This is a genomic window from Yoonia sp. D2-7, from assembly GCF_055809435.1.
The window spans coordinates 2,116,548-2,136,684 of record NZ_CM147912.1 but is presented as its reverse complement, the minus strand read 5'-3'; the positions used below and the strand labels follow the sequence as shown (position 1 = coordinate 2,136,684).

The window sequence follows — 20,137 nt, the reverse complement described above, 5'->3', positions numbered from 1 at the left end:
GACAGCACACATGCAAACCATCCAAGACATCGCCCGAGACATCGTCGCCCGCGAAGGCGGCTATGTGAACGACCCCGACGATCCGGGCGGGGCCACGAACTTTGGCGTCACGATCCATACGATGCGGCGCTTGGGGCTCGATTTGGACGGCGACGGTGACGTGGACGCAGGTGATGTCCAGCGTCTGACCCGTGACCAAGCCGAAGCGATTTTCCTCGAACACTACTTCACGCGGCCCCGCATCGACGCCTTGCCGGTCGTTCTACAGGCCAGCGTGTTTGATATGTATGTGAACGCCGGATCGCACGCTGTGAAGATTTTGCATCGGCTTTTCAATGAGATGCGGATCACTGTTACAGTTGATGGCGTCATTGGTCCGCAAACGATTGCTGCGGCCAATCGAGCGGCCACTGCCGCGCCTGATCATATCGCAGATGCCTACGGGATCGCCCGCCGCAATTACTACTACGCCCTCGCGGACAGCCGCGTCGCCAGCCGGAAATATGCCCGACGCCGCGATGGTGGCAAAGGGGGCTGGATCACCCGCGCCGAAGAATTCATTGCCGAACGGTTCCATCTGACGGCGGCGCAACACGCACAAAGGATCGCATCATGGGGCTAATCACAGATTTCATGGGTATGCTTTTTGGCAATCATCGCAATGTCTTGGCCGAAACAGCTGAGGTGTTTCGCGAAAACAGTGAAAACGCAGGTGCGCGTGCGGCGGACGTCCAAACGGCGGTTCTGCGTCAGTTCGCGGCCGAATTTTCCGGCAATCGCAAGGGATGGTTCGACCGCTTCATTGACGGGCTGAACCGTCTACCACGCCCATTGATGGCCTTTGGCACCTTAGCATTGGTCGCCGCATCAATGGTTGATCCAATTTGGTTCGCCGCACGGATGCAAGGTCTTGCACTGGTACCAGAGCCGCTGTGGTGGCTAATGGGCGCAATCGTCAGTTTTTATTTCGGGGCGCGACATCAGGCCAAGGGGCAAGAATTCCAGCAATCCATTGCGGACACGATGGCCCGTACCGGACAGGTCACCGCAAATATTCAGGCACTCGCTGCAGATGTGCCGTCAGCGCCACCTTTGACCCAAGCAAAACCGCTGACATTCACTACGGAAAACGCAGCGCTTCAGGAATGGCAGGCACAAAATGGATCATGATTGGATCGCAAAGGTCGACCTGCGATTGAACGCCTTGGAAACGCGCGGTGCCGTGAACGAAGTGCACCGCGACAATGTCGCGGACCGGCTTGGTTATATTGAAGATACGCTCAAATGGCTGGTGCGGCTTGTGATCGGCGGATTGCTGATGTCGGCAGTCGCGTTTGTCTTGCAAGGCGGGCTGAACCTGTAACCCGCAGAAATGTGACAATCCGTCCGCAAGATGTGCCTGTCCTCGAATAGGGGGCGGTGCTATATCGGGCGCATGATAAATGAACTCGCCCATTTCGCCCTGATCCTCGCCTTTGTTGTCGCGATTGCGCAGACGGTTATTCCATTGGTCGGTGCCCATAAGGGCTGGCGCGGGTGGATGGCCATGGCGCAACCCGCCGCAACGTCACAGTTCATCTTGGTCGGCTTTGCCTTCGCCGCCCTGACGTGGGCATTTGTCACATCCGATTTTTCGCTGCGCGTTGTCGCGACAAATTCGCATAGCCTGAAACCCATGCTCTATAAAATCAGCGGCGTTTGGGGCAACCACGAAGGGTCGATGCTGCTCTGGCTGTTGATCCTGACGCTGTTCGGCGGCTGTGCTGCTTGGTTTGACGGCGGTCTGCCTGAAACCCTGCGGGCCCGCGTATTGGCGGTGCAATCGGCGGTATCCGTTGCGTTTTACGCTTTCATCTTGTTCACATCCAACCCGTTTGACCGGCTGGCTTTGCCGCCGTTTGACGGCCAAGACCTGAACCCGCTCTTGCAAGACCCCGGTCTCGCGTTTCATCCGCCATTTCTGTACCTTGGCTACGTGGGGCTCAGCATGGCGTTTTCATTCGCCGTCGCCGCCCTGATCGAAGGGCGCGTAGACGCCGCATGGGGCCGCTGGGTGCGTCCTTGGACATTGGCCGCGTGGATGTTCCTGACCGTGGGCATCGCACTTGGGTCATGGTGGGCGTATTATGAGCTTGGCTGGGGCGGCTTCTGGTTCTGGGATCCGGTTGAAAACGCATCCTTTATGCCTTGGCTGATCGCAGCCGCCTTGCTGCATTCCGCGATCGTTGTTGAAAAACGCGAAGCGCTGAAAAGCTGGACGATCCTGCTGGCGATCCTCGCGTTCGGCTTCTCTCTGCTTGGCACCTTCATCGTGCGGTCAGGCCTCCTAACGTCGGTACATGCCTTCGCAAATGATCCTGAACGTGGCGTCTTCATCCTCGCGATCCTCGCGTTTTTCGTAGGCGGGTCACTCACGCTTTATGCGGCCCGCGCACGCGTACTCGCTGCAAACGGAGTATTCGGCACGGTCAGCCGCGAAAGCGCGCTTGTCCTGAATAACATCCTGCTGGCCGTGTCCTGTTTTGTCGTCTTCATCGGCACCATCTGGCCCTTGGTGGCCGAAATGGTCTGGGGGCGCACCCTGTCCGTTGGCCCGCCGTTTTTCGACGCAGCCTTTTCACCGTTCATGGTCGCCCTAGCGCTGGTTCTGCCCATCGGCTCATTGCTGGCATGGAAACGCGGCACCCTGACACGGGCGAAAAAGCCGCTCTGGGGCTGGGCATTGCTCGCGATTTCACTCGGGGCCTTGGCATACGCATTGCAAAGCGGGCGGTCCGCACTTGGACCTGTCGGCGTAGCGCTTGGCGTCTGGGTTGTCGGCGGAGCGCTGCTTGATCTTTGGCTCCGCGGCGGGCGTGAAAACCTTGCTGGCCGTTGGCGCCGGATCAAACGTTTGCCGCGTGCGGATTGGGGCAAATCGGTCGCGCACATTGGCGTCGGTGTCACAACCTTTGGTGTCGCAGCGATCCTTGCTTGGGAAACCGAAGATATCCGCGTGGCTGACCTTAGCGATAGCTACGACGTCGGGGCCTACACATTCACCTTGCAGGACGTGATCCGCGCAGAAGGGCCGAACTACGTAACCACAATGGCCGAAGTGGGCGTTGCGAAAAACGGGCGTGACATCACCGTAATGTATCCCGAAAAACGGTTCTACCCAGTCGCGCAAATGCCAACGACCGAAGCGGCGATCCGCAACGGCATCTTACGCGATCTCTACGTCGTGATTGGAGAACCGCAGGCAAACGGCGGCTACGCGATGCGTATCTACATCAAACCCTTCGCAAACTGGATCTGGGGCGGCTGCATGCTGATGGCTTTGGGCGCCCTGATTTCCTTGACCGACCGTCGATTGCGCGTCGGGGCAGGTGCGGCAAAGCCGAAACGGACAGCGGCGGTACCAGCGGAATGAAACGTCTGATCCTCATCCTAACTTTGCTCGCATCTCCGCTTTGGGCAGTGGAGCCGTCGGAAATGCTCGACGATCCGGTCTTGGAAAGCCGTGCCCGCGATCTGTCCGCAGGGCTGCGCTGCCCGATCTGCCAGAACGAAAGCATCGACGAATCCAACGCGGCCCTGTCCAAAGAACTGCGGATCATCGTGCGTGAACGCCTCGTCGCGGGCGACAGCGATCAGGACATTCTGGACTACCTCGTGGCACGCTACGGTGAATATGTGCTGCTGACGCCAACGGTCTCCGGCGCGAACTGGATCTTATGGCTGGCTGCACCCGGCTTGTTCCTTGCGGCGCTCGGGATCGGGTGGTCTACCATCCGACGTAAGCCTGAAACGCCCAACGGCACGCTCACCGACGAAGAACAGACCGCATTAGACAAGATTTTGCGGTCGTAACGTTCGGTTCCTCTTTTCTAGACTGACGGGTTCACTAGGTTACACCCAAAGCGGCTGATCTGGTCAGCGGCAGTCAAGGAATGTGAACATGGAATATCGGGCAATCAAACTTTGGATCAGAAACGACGTGGCGGTGATTACGCTGCGCCGGCCTGAGGTCATGAACGCGTTGAACACACAGATGCGCGCCGAAATCACGCACGCAGTCAAAGCAGCTGAAGCCGAAGCGCGGGTGCTGGTGATGACGGGGCAGGGCAAATCCTTCTGTTCCGGTCAGGATTTGGGCGATGGCGGCAATGCGGCAGCACTTGATCTGGAACGAACGTTGCGGGACGAATACGTGCCGATGCTGCGGGCCATCGTTGACTGCAAAATCCCGACAATTGCGGCGGTGAACGGCCCAGCAGCAGGTGCAGGTGCGAACCTCGCTTTGGCGTTCGACGTGGTGATTGCAAGCGACGCGGCCTATTTCGTGCAGGCCTTTACACGCATCGGCCTGATCCCTGATGCGGGCGGCACGCACTTCCTGCCGCGCCAGATCGGGACCGCCCGTGCGATGGGCGCGGCCCTGTTCGCGGACAAGATCAGTGCGGAGCAGGCAGCCGATTGGGGCATGATCTATGAATGCATTGGGGCGGATGAATTTGAAGCGCATTGGCAGGCACGGGCGGCCAAACTGGCAGCAGGGCCGACAGTGGCCTATTCCCACGTGAAGACGGCACTGCGCGAATCCAGCGGGAATACATTCGAACAGCAACTCGCACTCGAAGCTAAGTTGCAGGGCAAATGTGGCCAAACACGCGACTTCCAAGAAGGCGTCGTATCCTTCCTGCAAAAACGGCCCCCGGTGTACGAGGGCCGCTAAAGGTTTTTACATCATGAAGGCGTCGGTTTCACCGCCGCCGCCGCCACCACCATCGGTGCCGATGCCATTGACTGTGACCTCAAGGGTCGCAGTCGAACCGCCTTCAAGGGTGTAGACAAAGTTCGTCACAGCGGATTCGCCGTCATTCAGCGTGGCAAAGGTGTTGGTGCCATCGACGCTGTCAGCAGAGAAATTGATCGCGCCGTCGGCTGTGATCTGCAACATCCCGCCATTGTCACCTGCGATGATCGTCGGTGTGCTTTGTGTGCTCATCGGATCGATGGTTGTACCGTTCATGCTGACCACGGATCCGGTGTAGGGATCGTCGCAATCGCCAAGATCATTGGCAAGGATCGACGCTTCGCCGGAATCGAGGAAATCAAACGTGTCGCCACGGCCAAACCCGGCAGTTTCCAAGACGGTCATGGTATCGTCGACGGCTGCTTCTGTTGGCTCGGTTGGGCCTTCAGGCACTTCTGGGGCTGTGCCGCCAAGTTTCAGTGAATCTTCCCGTGCGCCGTCTTCTGTACCAACGGACGTCAGGCGCGCGCCAAAGTCCTGAAGGTTGAAGTCAGCCAAGGACAGATCGACAGTGTCATGTGACAATGTGAATGATGTGCTGCGGATATCGTCAGTGCTCATACCCTGTGTGCCGAACTGAACGCCACCGTCGAACTTGCCGTAGTCCTTGACGACTTCGCCGTTCATGTTTGTGAAGTTGTCAACTTTCGTCACGCCGTCAACTTTGAACGCCGTTCCTGTGACATCGTCACCTGTCACGCTCAGGCCACTTGTGAGGCTATCGTCGAACAGGTCAAAGTAAATTGCGTTCAGGTCGCCAATTTCACCAGTGTCGTCGAGCACTTGCAAATCGAACTGCAAATTGCCGTCAACTTCGGTAATTGTGATGCTGACATTGACCTGACCTTCAAGGGTGAAGCTCATTGACGTTGCTGGGGCTGTACATCCGCTCATGTGTATCCATCTTTCAAAAATTTTCTTGTAGCGCATCGGTAAAAGCGGATTGCGACCGAAAGTTGTCCGCAATCGCCTGAAACTACGGCAAAACTTATTTTGATCGGGTTAAGATGTGGGCCGGTCAAGCGCGAAATAAACGCTGTCAGACCATACCCCGTTGATACAATAGGTGTTTGGGGCACGGTAGGTTTCGTGAAAACCAAGCGCCATCAATAATCCGGTCGAAGCGGTATTGTTCGGATCAACGTCCGCAAAAACACGTTCCAGCGAAGTCGCGTTCCAGATGTGAGGCAAAATCGCGCGCATGGCTTCTTGCACGATTCCGCGCCGCCAATAGTCCGGATGCAGGATAAACCCAACTTCGCCCTCGCCGTGACCGCCTGCGGTGCCCACGACTGTGCCATCCATTTCAATCACGAAATAGAGCAACGGATCGGTTGCGGCCATCATCCGGTCCAGATTTTCTTGGGTCCGTTCGGGGCTGTCATGGGGTGGAGTCGACCAATACCGCATCGCCCGCGGATCGCGAAAAATCGCGTGGAGATCCAGCAGATCATCTTGGCGCGCGGCGCGTAGAATAAGGCGTTCAGTGGTCAGCATGTGAAAAGGGCCGCCCGAAGGCGACCCCAAAGTCTTAGCGCTTGTCTGGCGCGACATAATCGCGGGCAGTCTCACCCTTGTACAACTGACGCGGACGACCAATTTTCAACTGTGGATCGTCCAGCTGTTCCTTCCACTGGGAAATCCAGCCAACAGTCCGGGCCATCGCGAAGATCGGCGTGAACATGGATGTCGGGAAACCCATCGCTTCCAAAATGATGCCGGAATAGAAATCGACGTTCGGGAACAGTTTCTTTTCAGCGAAATACGGATCAGCCAGCGCCTGCTTTTCAAGCTCCATTGCGACCTGCAACAGCGGGTTGTCTTCAACACCCAGCAGTTCCAGCACTTCGTCGGCGCTTTCCTTCATCACGGTCGCCCGTGGGTCGAAGTTTTTGTAAACGCGGTGGCCAAAGCCCATCAGGCGATAGCTGTCGTTCTTGTCTTTCGCACGGGCGATGAATTCGGGAATACGGTCAACAGAACCGATTTCCTTGAGCATTTCCAAACATGCCTGGTTCGCACCACCGTGGGCAGGGCCCCACAGGCACGCAATACCAGCAGCGATACAAGCAAACGGGTTCGCACCAGAAGACGATGCCAAACGCACAGTAGACGTCGACGCGTTCTGTTCGTGATCTGCGTGCAGCGTAAAGATACGGTCCATCGCTTTGGCAAGCACCGGATCAACCTTGTAGTCTTCCGCAGGCACAGAGAAGCACATGTTCAGGAAGTTGGACGCATAATCCAGATCGTTGCGCGGGTACACAAACGGCTGACCGATGGAATATTTGTAAGCCATCGCAGCAATCGTTGGCATCTTCGCGATCAGGCGGATCGACGCAACTTCACGCTGGTGTTCGTCGTTGATGTCCGTGCTGTCGTGGTAGAATGCAGACATCGCGCCCACAACACCAACCATAGTGGCCATTGGGTGCGCATCGCGGCGGAAACCACGGAAGAAGTTATGCATCTGCTCGTGGATCATCGTGTGATTGGTCACAAGCTTTTCGAACTTCTCAAGCGTTTCGGCATCCGGCAGATCGCCGTAAAGCAGTGCGTAGCACACTTCGAGATAATGCGACTGACCAGCCAACTGGTCGATCGGATAACCACGGTGCAGCAATTCGCCTTTGTCACCGTCGATGAACGTAATCGTGCTGTCACAGGCAGCTGTGGACGTAAAACCTGGGTCATATGTGAAAACACCCGCTTGCGCGTACAGCTTGCGGATGTCGATAACGTCAGGACCAGCAGTCGGGGAGTGGATCGGCAGTTCGTAGCTCTGCCCATCAATCGTGAGCGTCGCGGTCTTAGGTGTGTCGGTCATTTTATTCCCCTTCTGAAGCGCAATCCATTCTGGCCTGCGCGGCGTGGTCGCGTTGTTCATGTCTCCCGTAACGATGAAACGTAACGAAAAGGTTTCAGGCTGTGGCGTCTTGCAGACGCGCCAACGTTTCATCCTTGCCAAGAACAAGCATCATATCAAACACGCTTGGAGTCGCGGTTCGCCCTGCAAGCACCGCACGTAACGGGGCCGCCAGCTTGCCGAGTTTCGTCTCATTGGCCTCTGCCACGGAAGAAACGACACCCTCCAAGGCGTCTCGGGACCACGTAGCATTTTGCAACTGCGGCGTCAATTCTCTCAGTATACCTTTGTGTACATCATCAAGTGATTTCGCTGATTTCTCGTCAGGAACGATGGGACGTGAAGTCAGTATAAAGTGTGCTTTATCAAGGACATCTGGCAATTTCTTCGCGCGTTCTTTCAGGCAATACAACGCGGCGTTTAACCCATCACGTTGCTGTGCTGTCAGTGCCGTTGCGTCAGTTGCCGCAAGGAATGCCTCAATTTCGTGCAGCAGTGCAGCATCGTCTGCGACTGCAATGTGCTGACCGCAAATGTTGTCCAGTTTTTTGAAGTCAAAGCGCGATGGTGACTTGCCGATTCCGTCCAGATCAAACCACTCTTTTGCCTGTGCATCGCTGAAAAATTCATCGTCGCCGTGGCTCCAGCCCAGTCGCGCCAGATAATTCCGCATGCCAGCCGCCGGATAACCCATCGCCTGATATTCAGCTGCACCAGTCGCACCGTGACGTTTCGATAGCTTCTTGCCGTCAGGCCCAAAGATCAGCGGGATGTGCGCAAGCGTCGGTTTATCCCAGCCCATCGCGTCATAAATCATGTTCTGGCGGAAAGCGTTCGCAAGATGGTCATCGCCACGGATCACATGGGTCACGCCCATATCGTGATCGTCCACGACAACGGCCAGCATATATACAGGCGTGCCGTCAGACCGCAGAATGATCATATCGTCGAGCTGGTCGTTCGACCACGTCACATCGCCTTGAACCTCATCGTGCAGTGTTGTGGACCCGTCGCGCGGGGCTTTTACACGAACCGCATAAGGCAGGTCGGGGTGATCGGCCTCTGCCACATCGCGCCAAGGCGACCGGAACAGCGTCGAGGTCTTGTTCGCACGGGCATCTTCGCGGAACGCTTCGATTTCGTCTTGGGTGGCAAAACACTTGAACGCCGTGCCGTCGGCCAGCATCTGTTGTGCCACCTCAACATGACGATCTGCGCGGGCGGCTTGCGACACGGGCTCACCATCCCAATCAAGCCCAAGCCACGTCAGACCATCCAAAATTGCCTTGGTGTTCTCATCCGTTGACCGCGCTTTGTCCGTGTCTTCAATCCGCAGCACAAATTTACCGCCGCGACCACGGGCATAAAGCCAGTTGAACAAAGCGGTGCGCGCGCCACCAATGTGCAATGCACCGGTTGGCGACGGGGCGAAACGTGTGACGACGGGTGTATCAGACATCGGATTTTAACCTTTCGTTCACCATGATTGGACATGGTGTGGATCAGACCTGCGGAATACGCAGCAAACCGGCGGAGGACAAGTGCGCCCGCTTGCGAATATCAGGGACTTGTTGACTGGCGCATTGCTTGCGCAGCGGGGCCATTTGATTGGCTGGGTGCCGCTTTGCTTGGCCTGTGGGATCGGCTGGTATTTCGCGATCCGGTTTGAACCGTCTTGGCCGTTTGTGATGACCGTTTTAGCCACGGCGCTGCTGTGCACGGGTTGTGCACGCATTGTGCACGTAGGTCACAGGCCGATTTTGCTGGCTTTGGCGCTGATAGGGGTAGGGGTTGGCGTGGCAAAATGGCGGACCGATGCCGTCGCAGAACCGGTCCTGTCGTTCCGCTACTATGGCCCAATCGAAGGCCGTGTCGTGGGGATCGACAGGTCGGCCAGCGACGCGCTGCGGCTAACCTTGGATCAGGTCTTTCTCAACCGGCTATCGCCGGACCGAACACCCGAACGAGTGCGTATTTCCATTCACGGGTCCATGCCTGCCGTACCCGTCAGACCAGGACAAATTCTGGCGACCACAGGGCATTTATCACCGCCATCGGGTCCCGCAGAACCCGGTGGTTTCGATTTCCAACGGCACGCATGGTTCGCGCAACTTGGGGCGGTCGGCTACACCCGTAACCCTTTGATCCGATTGGCTCCTGCGGAAAAGGGCGGCTTTGGATTACGCGTGTTTGAGGCGCGCATGGCGGTATCGCGCGGGGTGCAGAATACGCTGCCGGGCGAAGCGGGGGCATTCGCGGCCGCCATCATGAGCGGCGACAGATCAGGCATGTCGCAAGAGACCTTGGCGAACCTAAGGGCGTCCAATCTGGCGCACCTTCTAGCGATCTCTGGTCTACATATGGGCCTTCTTACGGGCTTTGTGTTTGCCGTGCTGCGGCTCATTCTGGTGATGATCCCGCGCGTTGGATTGTTGTGGCCGATCAAGAAGATAGCCGCATTTGGTGCGCTGACGGCGGCGGCAGGATATCTGGCATTGTCCGGCGGAAATGTCGCGACAGAACGCGCATTTACGATGGTCTCAGTCATGCTGATTGCCGTGATGTTGGGACGGCCAGCATTGACGATGCGGGCCGTCGCAATCGCCGCGATCATCATCTTGGTCCTGCAGCCCGAAGCGCTCACCGGTCCCGGTTTTCAAATGTCCTTCGCGGCTACGACCGCGCTCGTTTTTGTGTTCCGGCAACTGCGGCATGTGAACTGGCAACATTGGCCAAAATGGAGCCGTGGCGTCATTTCGGTCGTCATCTCGTCCTTTGTCGCAGGGGTAGCCACAGCGCCTTTCGCCGCCGCGCACTTCAATCAAATCGCCCATTACGGCCTGATCGCAAACCTGCTGAGCGTACCGTTGATGGGCGCGTTGATCATGCCAGCCGCTGTCTTGGCAGCTTGTCTTGCACCGTTTGGGCTCGCTTGGATTGGTCTCGCGATTATGGGCGTCGGTCTAAAATGGATATTGTGGGTAGCCAGCGTCGTGTCGGCGCAGGACGGCGCGGTGGGTCATGTTGTAGCACCACAGTGGTTTGTCCTTCCGGTGCTCGCGGGCGGTTTGTTGTGGCTGATCCTATGGCAAGGCCGTTTGAAATATGCGGGCGTCGCGGTCGCTTTGGTTGCCTTCGGGTTTTGGTCACAAGCGACGCGCCCGGCAATTTTGGTCGCTGATAGCGGTGGAATGATCGGGCGCATGACTGACGCTGGCCGTGCATTAAGTAAGCCGCGAGGGGATGGGTTTGTGACAGGTGTTTGGCTTGAAAATGACGGCGCACCAGTTGCGCAAGATATCGCAGCTACACGCGACGGGATCACACGTGGCGTGCGACATTTTTCGACAAAAATTGGCGATTGGAAAGTCTTACAAGTGTCTGGAAAGACGGCGCTCGCTGCGGTTCAAGGGTGTGACGGAGCGGATATCCTGATCAGCAACCAGAGCGAAGTTGGCCCACGCCCTTGTGCGGTTTTTGATATCGGACGCTTGCGCGAAACGGGATCATTGGGTCTGTCGCTTACCGAGGATGGCGATCTGTCGATTACATCAGCCCATGCTGTGACAGGCGACCGTCCTTGGACAGCAAAAAGCGACGGGGATACCGCCGCTCTATCGTTTATTCTGCACCGCGATCGTCCGCAGTTTGCGCAAGCTGATCAGTAGGTGCGGATCAAACCCACCAGACGACCTTGCACCTTCACCTGATCATCGCGGAATACACGCGTTTCATAGGCAGGGTTCGCAGCTTCCAAAGCAATGGCGCCGTTGGACCGGCGAAACTTCTTCAGCGTCGCTTCCTGATCTTCGACCAATGCGACAACGATATCGCCGTTATCAGCGGTCGTCGTTTCACGGATAATCACAACATCACCGCTGTTGATTCCGGCTTCGATCATGGAATCGCCTTTGACCTCAAGGGCGTAGTGTTCGCCTTTGCCCAGCATCGAATGGGGGACCGCAACGTTGTGGGACGCATGTGCAATGGCTTCAATCGGCACACCAGCCGCAATCTGACCCATCATCGGCAAACTAACAGACCCGTCTGCCTCAACCGGCATCGCAGCTGGTGGCGTTTGATCCGGCTTGCCGCCTTCAACAACGCGCGGCGTGAAGCCCGCGCTTTTCTTTTCAAGTTTCTGGGACAGGGCGTCCGGCATCTTCACGATCTCAAGCGCACGCGCACGATGTGCCAAACGACGAATGAAACCGCGTTCTTCAAGCGCTGTGATCAACCGGTGAATCCCCGACTTAGATCGCAGATCCAACGCTTCCTTCATTTCATCAAACGATGGCGGCACCCCATCGCGCTGCACGCGGACGTGAATGAATTCGAGCAGGTCGAGTTGTTTCTTCGTAAGCATCGCCGGTTTCCCATTGTTGTCGGTCATGTTGCTGACCTGTTTGGGGTATGTTCTATCGATGTTCTTGTTTTGTGTCAACTTGCAACGTTAAAGTTGTATTGCCTTCACGGATGTTCCAGCCTGCAGAGCAGGTTGATTGATCGGCCGGATGAGCAATGCGTTGGCGTCTGACAGGACAGTCAGAAGCGCGCTATCTTGACGGGAATGGGCGGTGATCATGCGTCCATCTTCGGTTTCGGTGATCCGTGCGCGCATGTAGTGTTCGCGGGGGCCGTTGCGGGTCAGGTCGGCGGCGAGGGTGGAAGTCACAACCTGCGGCAATACATCCGTCAGTCCGGCCATCCGCCGCAACATCGGCAATAAAAACAAGTGGCCGCAAACCATTGCCGATACAGGATTACCCGGTAGCCCAAGGAAAGGCTTGTCGCGCATCGTACCTGACATCAACGGTTTACCGGGACGCATGGCGATTTTGTAGAACGCACGATCTAGGCCGAAATCCTGCGCCACTTCGCCGACCAAATCGTGGTCGCCGACAGACGCGCCACCAATCGTCACGATCAAATCAGCCGAGATCGCGCTGGTGAATGTATTGTGCAGCGCATCTTTGGTATCAGCGGCGATTGGCAGGATATCTGCGATGCCGCCGTTTGCCTCGATCAGTGCTTTGAGGCCAAAGATATTGGACGCGATGATCTGGTCAGGACGCGGATCACCACCGGGCATGACCAATTCGTCGCCAGTAGCGATCAGCGCGACATGGGGGCGGCGCGCGACATTAACCGTGGCAACATTCATCGCCGCCAGCAGGGCAACGTCAGATGCCGTCAGGCGGCGCGGTGCCGTGAGTTCAAATGCGTTAGGGAAATCGGCTCCGATCGGGCGCACATAATCCGACGTATCAAGGGCGTCGTTCAACGTGATGATATCGCCGTTACGACTGACGTCTTCTTGGATCACAACGCGGCTTGTGCCGTTGGGCATGGGGGCGCCTGTGAAAATACGCAAAGCTTCACCCGCTTGCACGATCCCATCCCAAGCATGCCCAGCCGCAGCTTCGCCGATGACACGAAAAGTGGCATTCGGCGCGACGGCGTCAGCGGCAACGGCATAGCCATCCATTGCGGAGGCTGCAAAAGGGGGCTGCGGGCGCGTGGATTTCGCGGTGCAGATCAAGGTGAGACCAGCGGCCTCGGCCAGTGGGACCGTCTCAGCGCCCAGCGTGGCCAGCGGGGCAAGGCAAAGATCTTGGGCTTCGGCGACGGTGATCATTCCGCTTCGAACCGCCCCGATTTGCCGCCGTCTTTGAGTGTCACGCGGACGCCGCCGATTTCCATGTCTTTCTGCACCGCTTTGACCATGTCGTAGACGGTAAGCGCGGCGGTGGAGGCGGCGGTGAGCGCTTCCATTTCGACACCGGTTTGGCCGGAGGTTTTGACCGTCGCTGTGATCTGCACACCGGGGAATGTGTCGTCGGGTGTCAGATCGACGGTTACTTTAGTGATTGGTAGCGGATGGCACAGCGGGATCAGGTCGGATGTTTTCTTGGCCGCCATAATGCCAGCGAGCCGCGCGATGCCGAGAACGTCACCCTTCTTTGCGGTCCCTTGTTTAATGAGTTCAAGGGTTTGTGGCGTCATCTTGATCCAACTTTGCGCCGTTGCGATCCGGTCGGTGACGGGTTTATCCGACACATCGACCATGTGCGCTTGTCCATCGGCGTCAAAGTGGCTGAGTTCCGACATTTAGCGTCCTGACATCAAGGGGTTAGCAAGCAGAGTGCGCGTGGCTGCTGTCACATCTTCCTGCCGCATTAGACTTTCGCCGATCAGGAATGTCCGCGCCCCGTAACGGGCCAAGTCAGCCAGATCGTCAGGGCCAGTCAGGCCGCTTTCCGCAACAATCTGACGGTCGGCGGGGACTAATTTGGACAGGGTCCGTGTGGTATCGAGCGTGGTGTCGAATGTCTTCAGGTTGCGATTGTTGATGCCCATCAGCGGCGATTTCAACGCAGTCGCGCGTTCGAGTTCGTCTTGGTCATGCACTTCGATCAACACGTCCATGCCCCAACCAAAAGCTGCATCTTCGAGTTCTTGCGCTTGGCTGTCGGATACGCTGGCCATGATGATCAGGATGCAATCGGCGTTCAATGCGCGCGCTTCGGCCACCTGATAGGTGTCGTACATGAAATCTTTACGCAAAGCGGGCAGGTTTGTCGCCGCGCGTGCCGCGACAAGGTATTCATCGGCCCCTTGGAAGGACGGGCCGTCGGTCAAAACAGACAGACAGGTTGCACCGCCGTCTTCGTAGGCTTTGGCAAGCTCTGCAGGGTGAAAATCGGCGCGGATCAATCCTTTGGACGGGCTGGCCTTTTTGACCTCTGCAATCAGGCCGTATCCTTCGCGGGTTGCCTGCGCCAGCTTGTCGGCGAAACCGCGTGTCGGGCTCGCGTCGCGGGCTTTTGCTTCGATGTCCGCAAGTGGCACCGCTGCTTTGCAGGCCGCGACGTGCTCGAGTTTGTAGGCTTTGATCTTGTCGAGGATCGTTTCGGTCATTGCGGGTCCGCCCAGTTTATCGGTGTGTTCCCTTGTTCAATAAGCCACTGGTTCACTGTTGAAAATGGCCGCGAGCCGAAAAAGCCACGATGCACCGACAAAGGTGACGGATGCGCCGAGCTGTGGATCAGGTGTGGGCCCGTGATGTGTTTGGCGTAGCTCTTTGCTGGACCACCCCAAAGAACGAAGGCGCGGGGTTTGTCGGTCAGGTGCTGTAAGACCTGAATGACAAGTTTTGACCAGCCGATTTTGGCGTGCGCTTTTGCCTGACTGGGGGGGACGGTAAGCGCTGTGTTTAAAAGCAGAACACCCTGTGCTGCCCAATCATCAAGCGAAGTTTTGGTGCGTGATTGATGAAGGTCAGTCTCTATCTCTTTGAAGATATTACCCAAACTATCAAGTCTACTGCCAAATCCGACCGGAATTGAGAAGGCCAAACCATCCGCTTTGCCAAGCGTATGATAGGGATCTTGGCCGATGATCACGACCTTAGTGGCGTCAGGCTGCGTGTCTTCAAGCGCCTTAAAGGTCAGTCGCGGGGGTGGCAGGAACGCCTGTTCTTCAAGTTGTTCGCTGATGCTGGGCAGATCATCGTAGAAAAACGGCAAATCCGCCCATGCCCCAAGTCGGCTGGTGTCAAACATTACGCGGCTGATGTGACACGCGCCAAAGATTCGACAGCCGTTTTTGCCTTGCCGCTGTCGATGCTTTCACGTGCCATTTCAACGCCTTGCTTCAGGTCATCGGCAGTGCCCGCCACGACACAGGCTGCAGCCGCGTTCAGCAGAACCGCATCGCGATAGGCGTTTTCGGCACCGTCGAGTAAGGCGCGGAATGCCACAGCATTGTCCGCTGGGGTTCCACCAAGAATGTCTTTAAATGGATGTGCCGGCAGGCCTGCGTCCTCTGGGTGGATTTCCAGCGACGAGATTTTACCGTCGGGCGTCAAGGCCGCGACCGCCGTTGGGCCGCAGATGGTGATTTCGTCGGTGCCGTCCGATCCATGGACGAGCCATGCGGCCTCTGACCCGAGTTCTTTGAGCGTCTCGGCCATCGGGAAGATCAAATCGGGGGCAAATGCACCGGTCAGCTGGCGCTTGACCCCAGCGGGATTTGTGAGCGGTCCCAAGATGTTAAAGATCGTTTTACATCCAAGTTCTTGGCGTGTTGGCATCACATGCTTGACTGCTGGATGGTGCATTGGGGCCATCATGAAACCGATGTTGGCTTCTTTCAAACCGGCCTCGACAACCTCTGGTCCGACCATGATTTTGATACCCATCTCGGTCAGGATATCGCCAGCGCCAGATAGGGACGACAGGTTCTTGTTGCCGTGTTTCGCGACCGGAAGGCCTGTTCCTGCCACAACAAAAGCGGTCGCCGTGGAGATGTTCAGCGTTTTCATCCCGTCGCCGCCAGTCCCGACGATATCGATCGCGTTCGCAGGCGCCTGAACCGCATTGCACCGCGCGCGCATGACGGCAGCGGCTGCAGCGTATTCTGACACGGATTCGCCGCGTGCCCGCATCGCCATCAATAATCCGCCGATTTGGGCGTCGGTTGCTGCACCATCGAACAATAATGAGAACGCCATGTCCGCTTGGGTGCGTGAGAGTGGACCTTCGCTGGCTGCAAAGATCAGGGGCTTCATCGCATCGCTCATGCCGGAACCTTCATGTTTTTCAAAAAGTTATTGAGCATTGCATGCCCGTGTTCAGACGCAATCGATTCGGGGTGAAATTGAACGCCGTGGATCGGCAGCGTCTTGTGCTGCATGCCCATGATTGTGCCGTCTTCCAGCTCTGCTGTGATTTCTAGGCAATCTGGCAGTGTTTCTCGTTCGACGATCAGGGAATGATACCGCGTGGCTTCAAACGGAGTTGGGAGACCCGCGAATAGGCCTTTGCCCGTGTGGTGCATCGTACCCATTTTGCCGTGGACGATATCGTGGCAGCGCACAACCTTGCCACCAAAGGCTTCGCCGATCGTTTGGTGTCCAAGGCAAACGCCTAAAAGCGGCGTCTTGGTCTCGGCCGCTGCTGCTGTCATAGCAAGGCAAATGCCGGCTTGGGCCGGATCACAGGGCCCGGGTGACAGCAAAATTGCCTCTGGTTTCATCGCCATGGCATCTTGGACGTCTATCGCGTCGTTTCGTTTCACGACGACGTCCGCGCCAAGTTCACCAAGGTAGTGCACCAGATTATAGGTGAAACTGTCATAATTATCGATCAAGAGCAGCATTGTCGGCGGCTTTCTAGGAATTTGGGGCTACCGTCCAAGCATGAGGTGACGGTATAGTCCCGATATAAATGGGCTGATACGTGGGGCGCCGTCAAGGCGAAGCGTGTTGGACGACTAGGGCAGGTGGGAGAACGCGTCGTGCGCGGATTTTTAAGTGGTGGACTTTGGGGTCTTGTATTTGGTGGTATCACCGCGGCTGGTGCGTCACTTGTTGGCGAACAACCGGCACGGAACGATCCGCCTGCTGAACCGCAGATCGCGGCACCTGATGCGTTAAATGAAACGGCAGCAACGCAGGTCGCACCTGAAACGCAAAGCAATTCAGAGACTGCGACTGCAGCCACCGCACCTGCACCGCTTGTGGCACCAGAGACTGAATCGCCAGACGCTGACAGTGATGATCTGACAGACCTGTCTGAAACTGCGCCTGCTGCATTGCCAGAAACTATTGATGTCACAGACCAGATTGCAGCACCTGCTGAAACATCATCGGCGGATGTGACTGTCGCCGGTGAAGCGCCAGTGTTGCCGAACCCGCAATCTATCGTTCCATTGGTGCCTGCAACCGAAGCACCGATTGATGTGGACACGAACCCTGCGGCTCCATTGCCCGGCGAAGCGCCAGAAATTGCCGATGCTGCACCCGTTGCAGAAGATGCGCCGACGGTGATTTCCGACAGTCCGACTGTGGCCGTCGTTGATGATGCCGAGATTGCTGTTCCTGATCAGCCAGCGTCTTTGGAAGCACCCGATCAAGGCGATACAGCCGCTATTGCGGGGACTGAAGCACCAGATGACGTCGTGCCGACGGACGGTCCCGTGGCCGAAACTGACCCCGCAACTGAAAACGTGGAAGAGGAACCGGTCGTTGTGGCCATCGTGGACGACTCAACAGCGTCAAGCCTGCCGACAAGCACTGCGGGCGTACGTGTGAACCGCCTGACGGGTGGTGCAGAAGACGAGGCCGCAGTCACGGAAGACGAACCCGTCACTAAAGAAGAATTCCCCGAAGGAACGCCCGCTTTGGTTCGCTTTGCCGCGGATCACGCTGATACAGGGGGCCGCCCTGAGGTGTCCGTTGTCTTGATGGATGACGGCAGCTTCGATGGCGCGGTGTCTGCTGTTGCGGGCGTGTCTTTTCCAGTCACTGTGATGCTGAACCCATCGGTTCCAAATGCGACCGACCGCATGCAAGCCTACCGCGCTGCTGGCATCGAAGTTGGTATTTTGGCGGCATTGCCAGCGTCCGCCACGGCATCGGACGTCGCAATCTTCTTTGAAGCCGCGTTTTCGACGCTGCCTGAAACGGTCGCTGTGCTTGATGCAGGCGAGGCTGGATTGCAGGCTGATCAGGACGTCACCACGCAGGCGATTTCGGCGTTGTCGGAAGATGGAAGGGGCTTGGTCACAGTGTCACGCGGTCTGAATTCAGCCTTGCGCGCGGCTGAAGAACAAGGCGTGCCAACAGGTATCATTTACCGCAACCTTGATGCTGAGGGCCAAGACGCACGTGTTATCCGTCGTTTCCTAGATCAGGCCGCGTTCCGTGCCCGTCAAGAAAGCGGTGTGGTTCTGCTTGGCCAGATCCGTGGTGAAACGATTTCTGCTTTGATCCAGTGGGGGGCTGCAAACCGTGCAAGCCAAGTCGCCATGGTGCCGATTTCGCAAGTTTTGCTGGACGAGGAATAGACGCAAGCGTCTTCGCCCGTTGATCGTGCGGGGTGCCTCCGGCGGAGGTATTTAGGACCAAAAGAAATTGGGCGCTGCGCATGACATTGCGCGGCGCCTTTTGGTTAGGTGTTGCCTGAGCCTGTGAACATCGCCGCGTCTGCAGCTGCTTTGCGTATCGCGTTCGATTTGTGGACGGTTTCCATATATTCGGCTTCAGGGTCGCTGTCGTAGACCACGCCGCCGCCGGCTTGGATATAAAGCTTTTCGTCCTGTAGGACCGCAGTGCGCAGCGCGATACACATGTCCATGTCGCCATTGACGCTGAAATACCCGCAACCGCCACCGTAGACGCCGCGCTTTTCAGGTTCGAGTTCATCGATGATTTCCATGGCACGGACCTTGGGCGCGCCGGACACTGTGCCAGCAGGCATGCCCGCAAAGAAAGCCGACAGCGCGTCTCGGTCATCGGCGAGTTCACCGACCACGTTCGACACGATGTGCATCACATGGCTGTAATATTCGACGGTGAATTTCTCGGTCGGTCGCACCGTGCCGATTTTGGAAACTTTGCCTGTGTCGTTCCGGCCGAGATCGAGCAGCATCAGATGCTCTGCCAGCTCTTTCTTGTCGGCCATCAAATCAGCTTCGTTTGCTTTGTCCTGCTCGGCCGTGGCGCCGCGCGGACGCGTGCCTGCGATCGGGCGGATTGTGACCTGTTTGCCAAGCACTTGCACGAGGATTTCGGGCGAGGCCCCGATCACCTGATAGCCGCCGAAGTTGAAGTAGAACATGTACGGCGACGGGTTTGTGCGGCGTAGCGACCGGTACAACGAAAACGGCGGTTCGCGGAAATCTTGTGTCCAGCGTTGGGACGGTACGACCTGAAAGATGTCACCTGCGCGGATGTATTCTTTCGCCTTTTCAACGGCGTCGAGATAGGCGTCGTGGCTGAAATTGGATTGTTCTGGCGCGATAGGATCAGGATTAGCTAAGGCGCGACTATCAACCGGCGCAGGCCGTTCCAAAGCACGGGTTGCGTCCATCACGCGTTCTGCTGCTTGCGCGTAGGCGGCTTTGGCGGATAGCCCGGTGTCTGTCCAAGCAGGAGCCACGAGGATCACGTCGCCCTTCACACCATCCAGCACGGCCACAACGGACGGACGGATCATAACGGCATCAGGCAAGCCGATAGGATCGGGATTGACGTCAGGCAGATGTTCGATCAGCCGGATCATGTCGTAGCCCAAGAAGCCAAACAGGCCAGCCGCAGCACCGGGCAAATCAGCGGGCAAATCAATTCGGCTTTCGGCAATGATGCCGCGCAGCGCTGTCAAAGGATCGTCGGCGCAATCAGTGAATGCGGCTTCGTCAAAACGAGCGGTGCGGTTCAGGCGACTTGATGTGCCGCGACATTCCCAGATCAGATCAGGATTCATGCCAATGATGGAATAACGGCCACGGACTTCGCCGCCTGTGACGCTTTCCAACATGAACGCGTTTTTGCCCGCGCCATTCAGTTTCAGCATCAACGACACAGGCGTGTCCAAATCGGCGGCGAGCCGTGTGTAGACGACCTGATTTTTGCCGGCTTCGTAGCCAGATGCAAAGTCGGTGTAGTCGGGAAGCAAGGCCATGATCGT

20 protein-coding genes are annotated in these 20,137 nt (G+C 57.2%); 8 read left to right on the top strand and 12 right to left on the bottom strand.

The window, feature by feature from the left end; all coding sequences use genetic code 11:
* The first annotated feature begins 10 nt into the window (after positions 1 to 10).
* From AC0L7R_RS10435 to AC0L7R_RS10410, 6 genes are all read left to right on the top strand, one after another.
* Positions 11 to 622 carry a holin-associated N-acetylmuramidase gene (locus AC0L7R_RS10435; RefSeq protein ID WP_473656814.1) on the top strand — a complete coding sequence of 204 codons (612 nt, stop codon included), beginning with the start codon at positions 11 to 13 and terminating at the stop codon, positions 620 to 622.
* The gene (locus AC0L7R_RS10430; protein WP_473656812.1) at positions 613 to 1,170 is read left to right on the top strand and encodes a 3TM-type holin; all 558 of its coding nucleotides are present in this window, start codon (positions 613 to 615) and stop codon (positions 1,168 to 1,170) included. The genes AC0L7R_RS10435 and AC0L7R_RS10430 overlap by 10 nt, the downstream gene beginning before the upstream one ends.
* The gene (locus tag AC0L7R_RS10425; protein ID WP_247126975.1) at positions 1,160 to 1,363 is read left to right on the top strand and encodes a hemolysin XhlA family protein; all 204 of its coding nucleotides are present in this window, start codon (positions 1,160 to 1,162) and stop codon (positions 1,361 to 1,363) included. Before AC0L7R_RS10430 ends, AC0L7R_RS10425 begins: the two co-directional genes overlap by 11 nt.
* A 72-nt stretch (positions 1,364 to 1,435) precedes the next feature.
* Positions 1,436 to 3,412 carry a heme lyase CcmF/NrfE family subunit gene (locus AC0L7R_RS10420; protein ID WP_473656810.1) on the top strand — a complete coding sequence of 659 codons (1,977 nt, stop codon included), beginning with the start codon at positions 1,436 to 1,438 and terminating at the stop codon, positions 3,410 to 3,412.
* Positions 3,409 to 3,852 carry a cytochrome c-type biogenesis protein CcmH gene (locus tag AC0L7R_RS10415; RefSeq protein ID WP_473656808.1) on the top strand — a complete coding sequence of 148 codons (444 nt, stop codon included), beginning with the start codon at positions 3,409 to 3,411 and terminating at the stop codon, positions 3,850 to 3,852. The genes AC0L7R_RS10420 and AC0L7R_RS10415 overlap by 4 nt, the downstream gene beginning before the upstream one ends.
* Before the next feature lie 88 nt (positions 3,853 to 3,940).
* Entirely contained in the window at positions 3,941 to 4,717 is a 777-nt protein-coding gene (locus tag AC0L7R_RS10410) for an enoyl-CoA hydratase-related protein (RefSeq protein WP_473656807.1), read from the top strand.
* Positions 4,718 to 4,723: 6 nt separating this feature from the next.
* Here the strand turns inward: AC0L7R_RS10410 and AC0L7R_RS10405 are convergent, their stop codons facing one another.
* The 4 genes from AC0L7R_RS10405 to gltX form a co-directional block, all read right to left on the bottom strand.
* Positions 4,724 to 5,662, bottom strand: coding sequence for a VCBS domain-containing protein (locus AC0L7R_RS10405; RefSeq protein ID WP_473656805.1), 939 nt, complete (start codon positions 5,660 to 5,662; stop codon positions 4,724 to 4,726).
* A gap of 138 nt (positions 5,663 to 5,800) precedes the next feature.
* Positions 5,801 to 6,295, bottom strand: a complete 495-nt coding sequence (locus AC0L7R_RS10400; RefSeq protein ID WP_473656804.1) for a GNAT family N-acetyltransferase — start codon at positions 6,293 to 6,295, stop codon at positions 5,801 to 5,803.
* A 34-nt stretch (positions 6,296 to 6,329) separates the two neighbouring features.
* Positions 6,330 to 7,625: a citrate synthase gene (gene gltA, locus AC0L7R_RS10395; RefSeq protein ID WP_348108166.1), complete on the bottom strand. Its 1,296-nt coding sequence runs from the start codon at positions 7,623 to 7,625 to the stop codon at positions 6,330 to 6,332.
* A gap of 94 nt (positions 7,626 to 7,719) precedes the next feature.
* Positions 7,720 to 9,123, bottom strand: a complete 1,404-nt coding sequence (gltX, locus tag AC0L7R_RS10390) for a glutamate--tRNA ligase (RefSeq protein WP_473656803.1) — start codon at positions 9,121 to 9,123, stop codon at positions 7,720 to 7,722.
* 112 nt (positions 9,124 to 9,235) lie between these two features.
* Here gltX and AC0L7R_RS10385 point away from each other — a divergent pair, with 112 nt between their 5' ends.
* Positions 9,236 to 11,332, top strand: coding sequence for a ComEC/Rec2 family competence protein (locus tag AC0L7R_RS10385; RefSeq protein WP_473656801.1), 2,097 nt, complete (start codon positions 9,236 to 9,238; stop codon positions 11,330 to 11,332).
* Here the strand turns inward: AC0L7R_RS10385 and lexA are convergent.
* The 7 genes from lexA to AC0L7R_RS10350 form a co-directional block, all read right to left on the bottom strand.
* On the bottom strand, positions 11,326 to 12,030 hold the full coding sequence (gene lexA / locus AC0L7R_RS10380; RefSeq protein ID WP_348108202.1) for a transcriptional repressor LexA: 705 nt from the start codon (positions 12,028 to 12,030) through the stop codon (positions 11,326 to 11,328). The genes AC0L7R_RS10385 and lexA overlap by 7 nt on opposite strands.
* Positions 12,031 to 12,117: 87 nt before the next feature.
* Positions 12,118 to 13,302, bottom strand: a complete 1,185-nt coding sequence (locus tag AC0L7R_RS10375; RefSeq protein ID WP_473656800.1) for a molybdopterin-binding protein — start codon at positions 13,300 to 13,302, stop codon at positions 12,118 to 12,120.
* Positions 13,299 to 13,775, bottom strand: coding sequence for a cyclic pyranopterin monophosphate synthase MoaC (gene moaC / locus AC0L7R_RS10370; protein WP_473656799.1), 477 nt, complete (start codon positions 13,773 to 13,775; stop codon positions 13,299 to 13,301). Before moaC ends, AC0L7R_RS10375 begins: the two co-directional genes overlap by 4 nt.
* Positions 13,776 to 14,585, bottom strand: coding sequence for an indole-3-glycerol phosphate synthase TrpC (gene trpC / locus AC0L7R_RS10365; RefSeq protein ID WP_473656798.1), 810 nt, complete (start codon positions 14,583 to 14,585; stop codon positions 13,776 to 13,778). It abuts the gene before it with no gap.
* A complete protein-coding gene (locus AC0L7R_RS10360) occupies positions 14,582 to 15,229 on the bottom strand; it encodes a uracil-DNA glycosylase (protein ID WP_473656796.1) in 648 nt (215 codons plus the stop codon). Before AC0L7R_RS10360 ends, trpC begins: the two co-directional genes overlap by 4 nt.
* Positions 15,229 to 16,248: an anthranilate phosphoribosyltransferase gene (trpD, locus tag AC0L7R_RS10355; RefSeq protein WP_473656794.1), complete on the bottom strand. Its 1,020-nt coding sequence runs from the start codon at positions 16,246 to 16,248 to the stop codon at positions 15,229 to 15,231. The genes AC0L7R_RS10360 and trpD overlap by 1 nt, the downstream gene beginning before the upstream one ends.
* Positions 16,245 to 16,826, bottom strand: coding sequence for an anthranilate synthase component II (locus AC0L7R_RS10350; protein ID WP_473656793.1), 582 nt, complete (start codon positions 16,824 to 16,826; stop codon positions 16,245 to 16,247). The genes trpD and AC0L7R_RS10350 overlap by 4 nt, the downstream gene beginning before the upstream one ends.
* 138 nt (positions 16,827 to 16,964) lie before the next feature.
* On the opposite strand from AC0L7R_RS10350, the gene AC0L7R_RS10345 reads away from it, so the two are divergent.
* Complete coding sequence (locus AC0L7R_RS10345) at positions 16,965 to 18,515, top strand: divergent polysaccharide deacetylase family protein (protein ID WP_473656792.1); 1,551 nt, start codon at positions 16,965 to 16,967, stop codon at positions 18,513 to 18,515.
* A 104-nt stretch (positions 18,516 to 18,619) separates the two neighbouring features.
* Here AC0L7R_RS10345 and trpE read toward each other — a convergent pair whose 3' ends face one another.
* The gene (gene trpE, locus AC0L7R_RS10340; RefSeq protein WP_473656791.1) at positions 18,620 to 20,131 is read right to left on the bottom strand and encodes an anthranilate synthase component I; all 1,512 of its coding nucleotides are present in this window, start codon (positions 20,129 to 20,131) and stop codon (positions 18,620 to 18,622) included.
* Positions 20,132 to 20,137: the final 6 nt, after the last annotated feature.

Excerpts from the sequence above, each read along its gene's own strand:
- AC0L7R_RS10375 (WP_473656800.1), bottom strand. The coding sequence starts at position 13,302 with ATGATCACCGTCGCCGAAGCCCAAGATCTTTGCCTTGCCCCGCTGGCC.
- moaC (WP_473656799.1), bottom strand. The coding sequence starts at position 13,775 with ATGTCGGAACTCAGCCACTTTGACGCCGATGGACAAGCGCACATGGTC.
- trpE (WP_473656791.1), bottom strand. The coding sequence starts at position 20,131 with ATGGCCTTGCTTCCCGACTACACCGACTTTGCATCTGGCTACGAAGCC.
- AC0L7R_RS10360 (WP_473656796.1), bottom strand. The coding sequence starts at position 15,229 with ATGTTTGACACCAGCCGACTTGGGGCATGGGCGGATTTGCCGTTTTTC.
- AC0L7R_RS10410 (WP_473656807.1), top strand. The coding sequence starts at position 3,941 with ATGGAATATCGGGCAATCAAACTTTGGATCAGAAACGACGTGGCGGTG.
- gltX (WP_473656803.1), bottom strand. The coding sequence starts at position 9,123 with ATGTCTGATACACCCGTCGTCACACGTTTCGCCCCGTCGCCAACCGGT.
- trpC (WP_473656798.1), bottom strand. The coding sequence starts at position 14,585 with ATGACCGAAACGATCCTCGACAAGATCAAAGCCTACAAACTCGAGCAC.
- AC0L7R_RS10425 (WP_247126975.1), top strand. The coding sequence starts at position 1,160 with ATGGATCATGATTGGATCGCAAAGGTCGACCTGCGATTGAACGCCTTG.
- AC0L7R_RS10415 (WP_473656808.1), top strand. The coding sequence starts at position 3,409 with ATGAAACGTCTGATCCTCATCCTAACTTTGCTCGCATCTCCGCTTTGG.
- AC0L7R_RS10350 (WP_473656793.1), bottom strand. The coding sequence starts at position 16,826 with ATGCTGCTCTTGATCGATAATTATGACAGTTTCACCTATAATCTGGTG.
- lexA (WP_348108202.1), bottom strand. The coding sequence starts at position 12,030 with ATGCTTACGAAGAAACAACTCGACCTGCTCGAATTCATTCACGTCCGC.
- AC0L7R_RS10430 (WP_473656812.1), top strand. The coding sequence starts at position 613 with ATGGGGCTAATCACAGATTTCATGGGTATGCTTTTTGGCAATCATCGC.
- AC0L7R_RS10405 (WP_473656805.1), bottom strand. The coding sequence starts at position 5,662 with ATGAGCTTCACCCTTGAAGGTCAGGTCAATGTCAGCATCACAATTACC.
- trpD (WP_473656794.1), bottom strand. The coding sequence starts at position 16,248 with ATGAGCGATGCGATGAAGCCCCTGATCTTTGCAGCCAGCGAAGGTCCA.
- AC0L7R_RS10435 (WP_473656814.1), top strand. The coding sequence starts at position 11 with ATGCAAACCATCCAAGACATCGCCCGAGACATCGTCGCCCGCGAAGGC.
- AC0L7R_RS10400 (WP_473656804.1), bottom strand. The coding sequence starts at position 6,295 with ATGCTGACCACTGAACGCCTTATTCTACGCGCCGCGCGCCAAGATGAT.
- AC0L7R_RS10420 (WP_473656810.1), top strand. The coding sequence starts at position 1,436 with ATGATAAATGAACTCGCCCATTTCGCCCTGATCCTCGCCTTTGTTGTC.
- gltA (WP_348108166.1), bottom strand. The coding sequence starts at position 7,625 with ATGACCGACACACCTAAGACCGCGACGCTCACGATTGATGGGCAGAGC.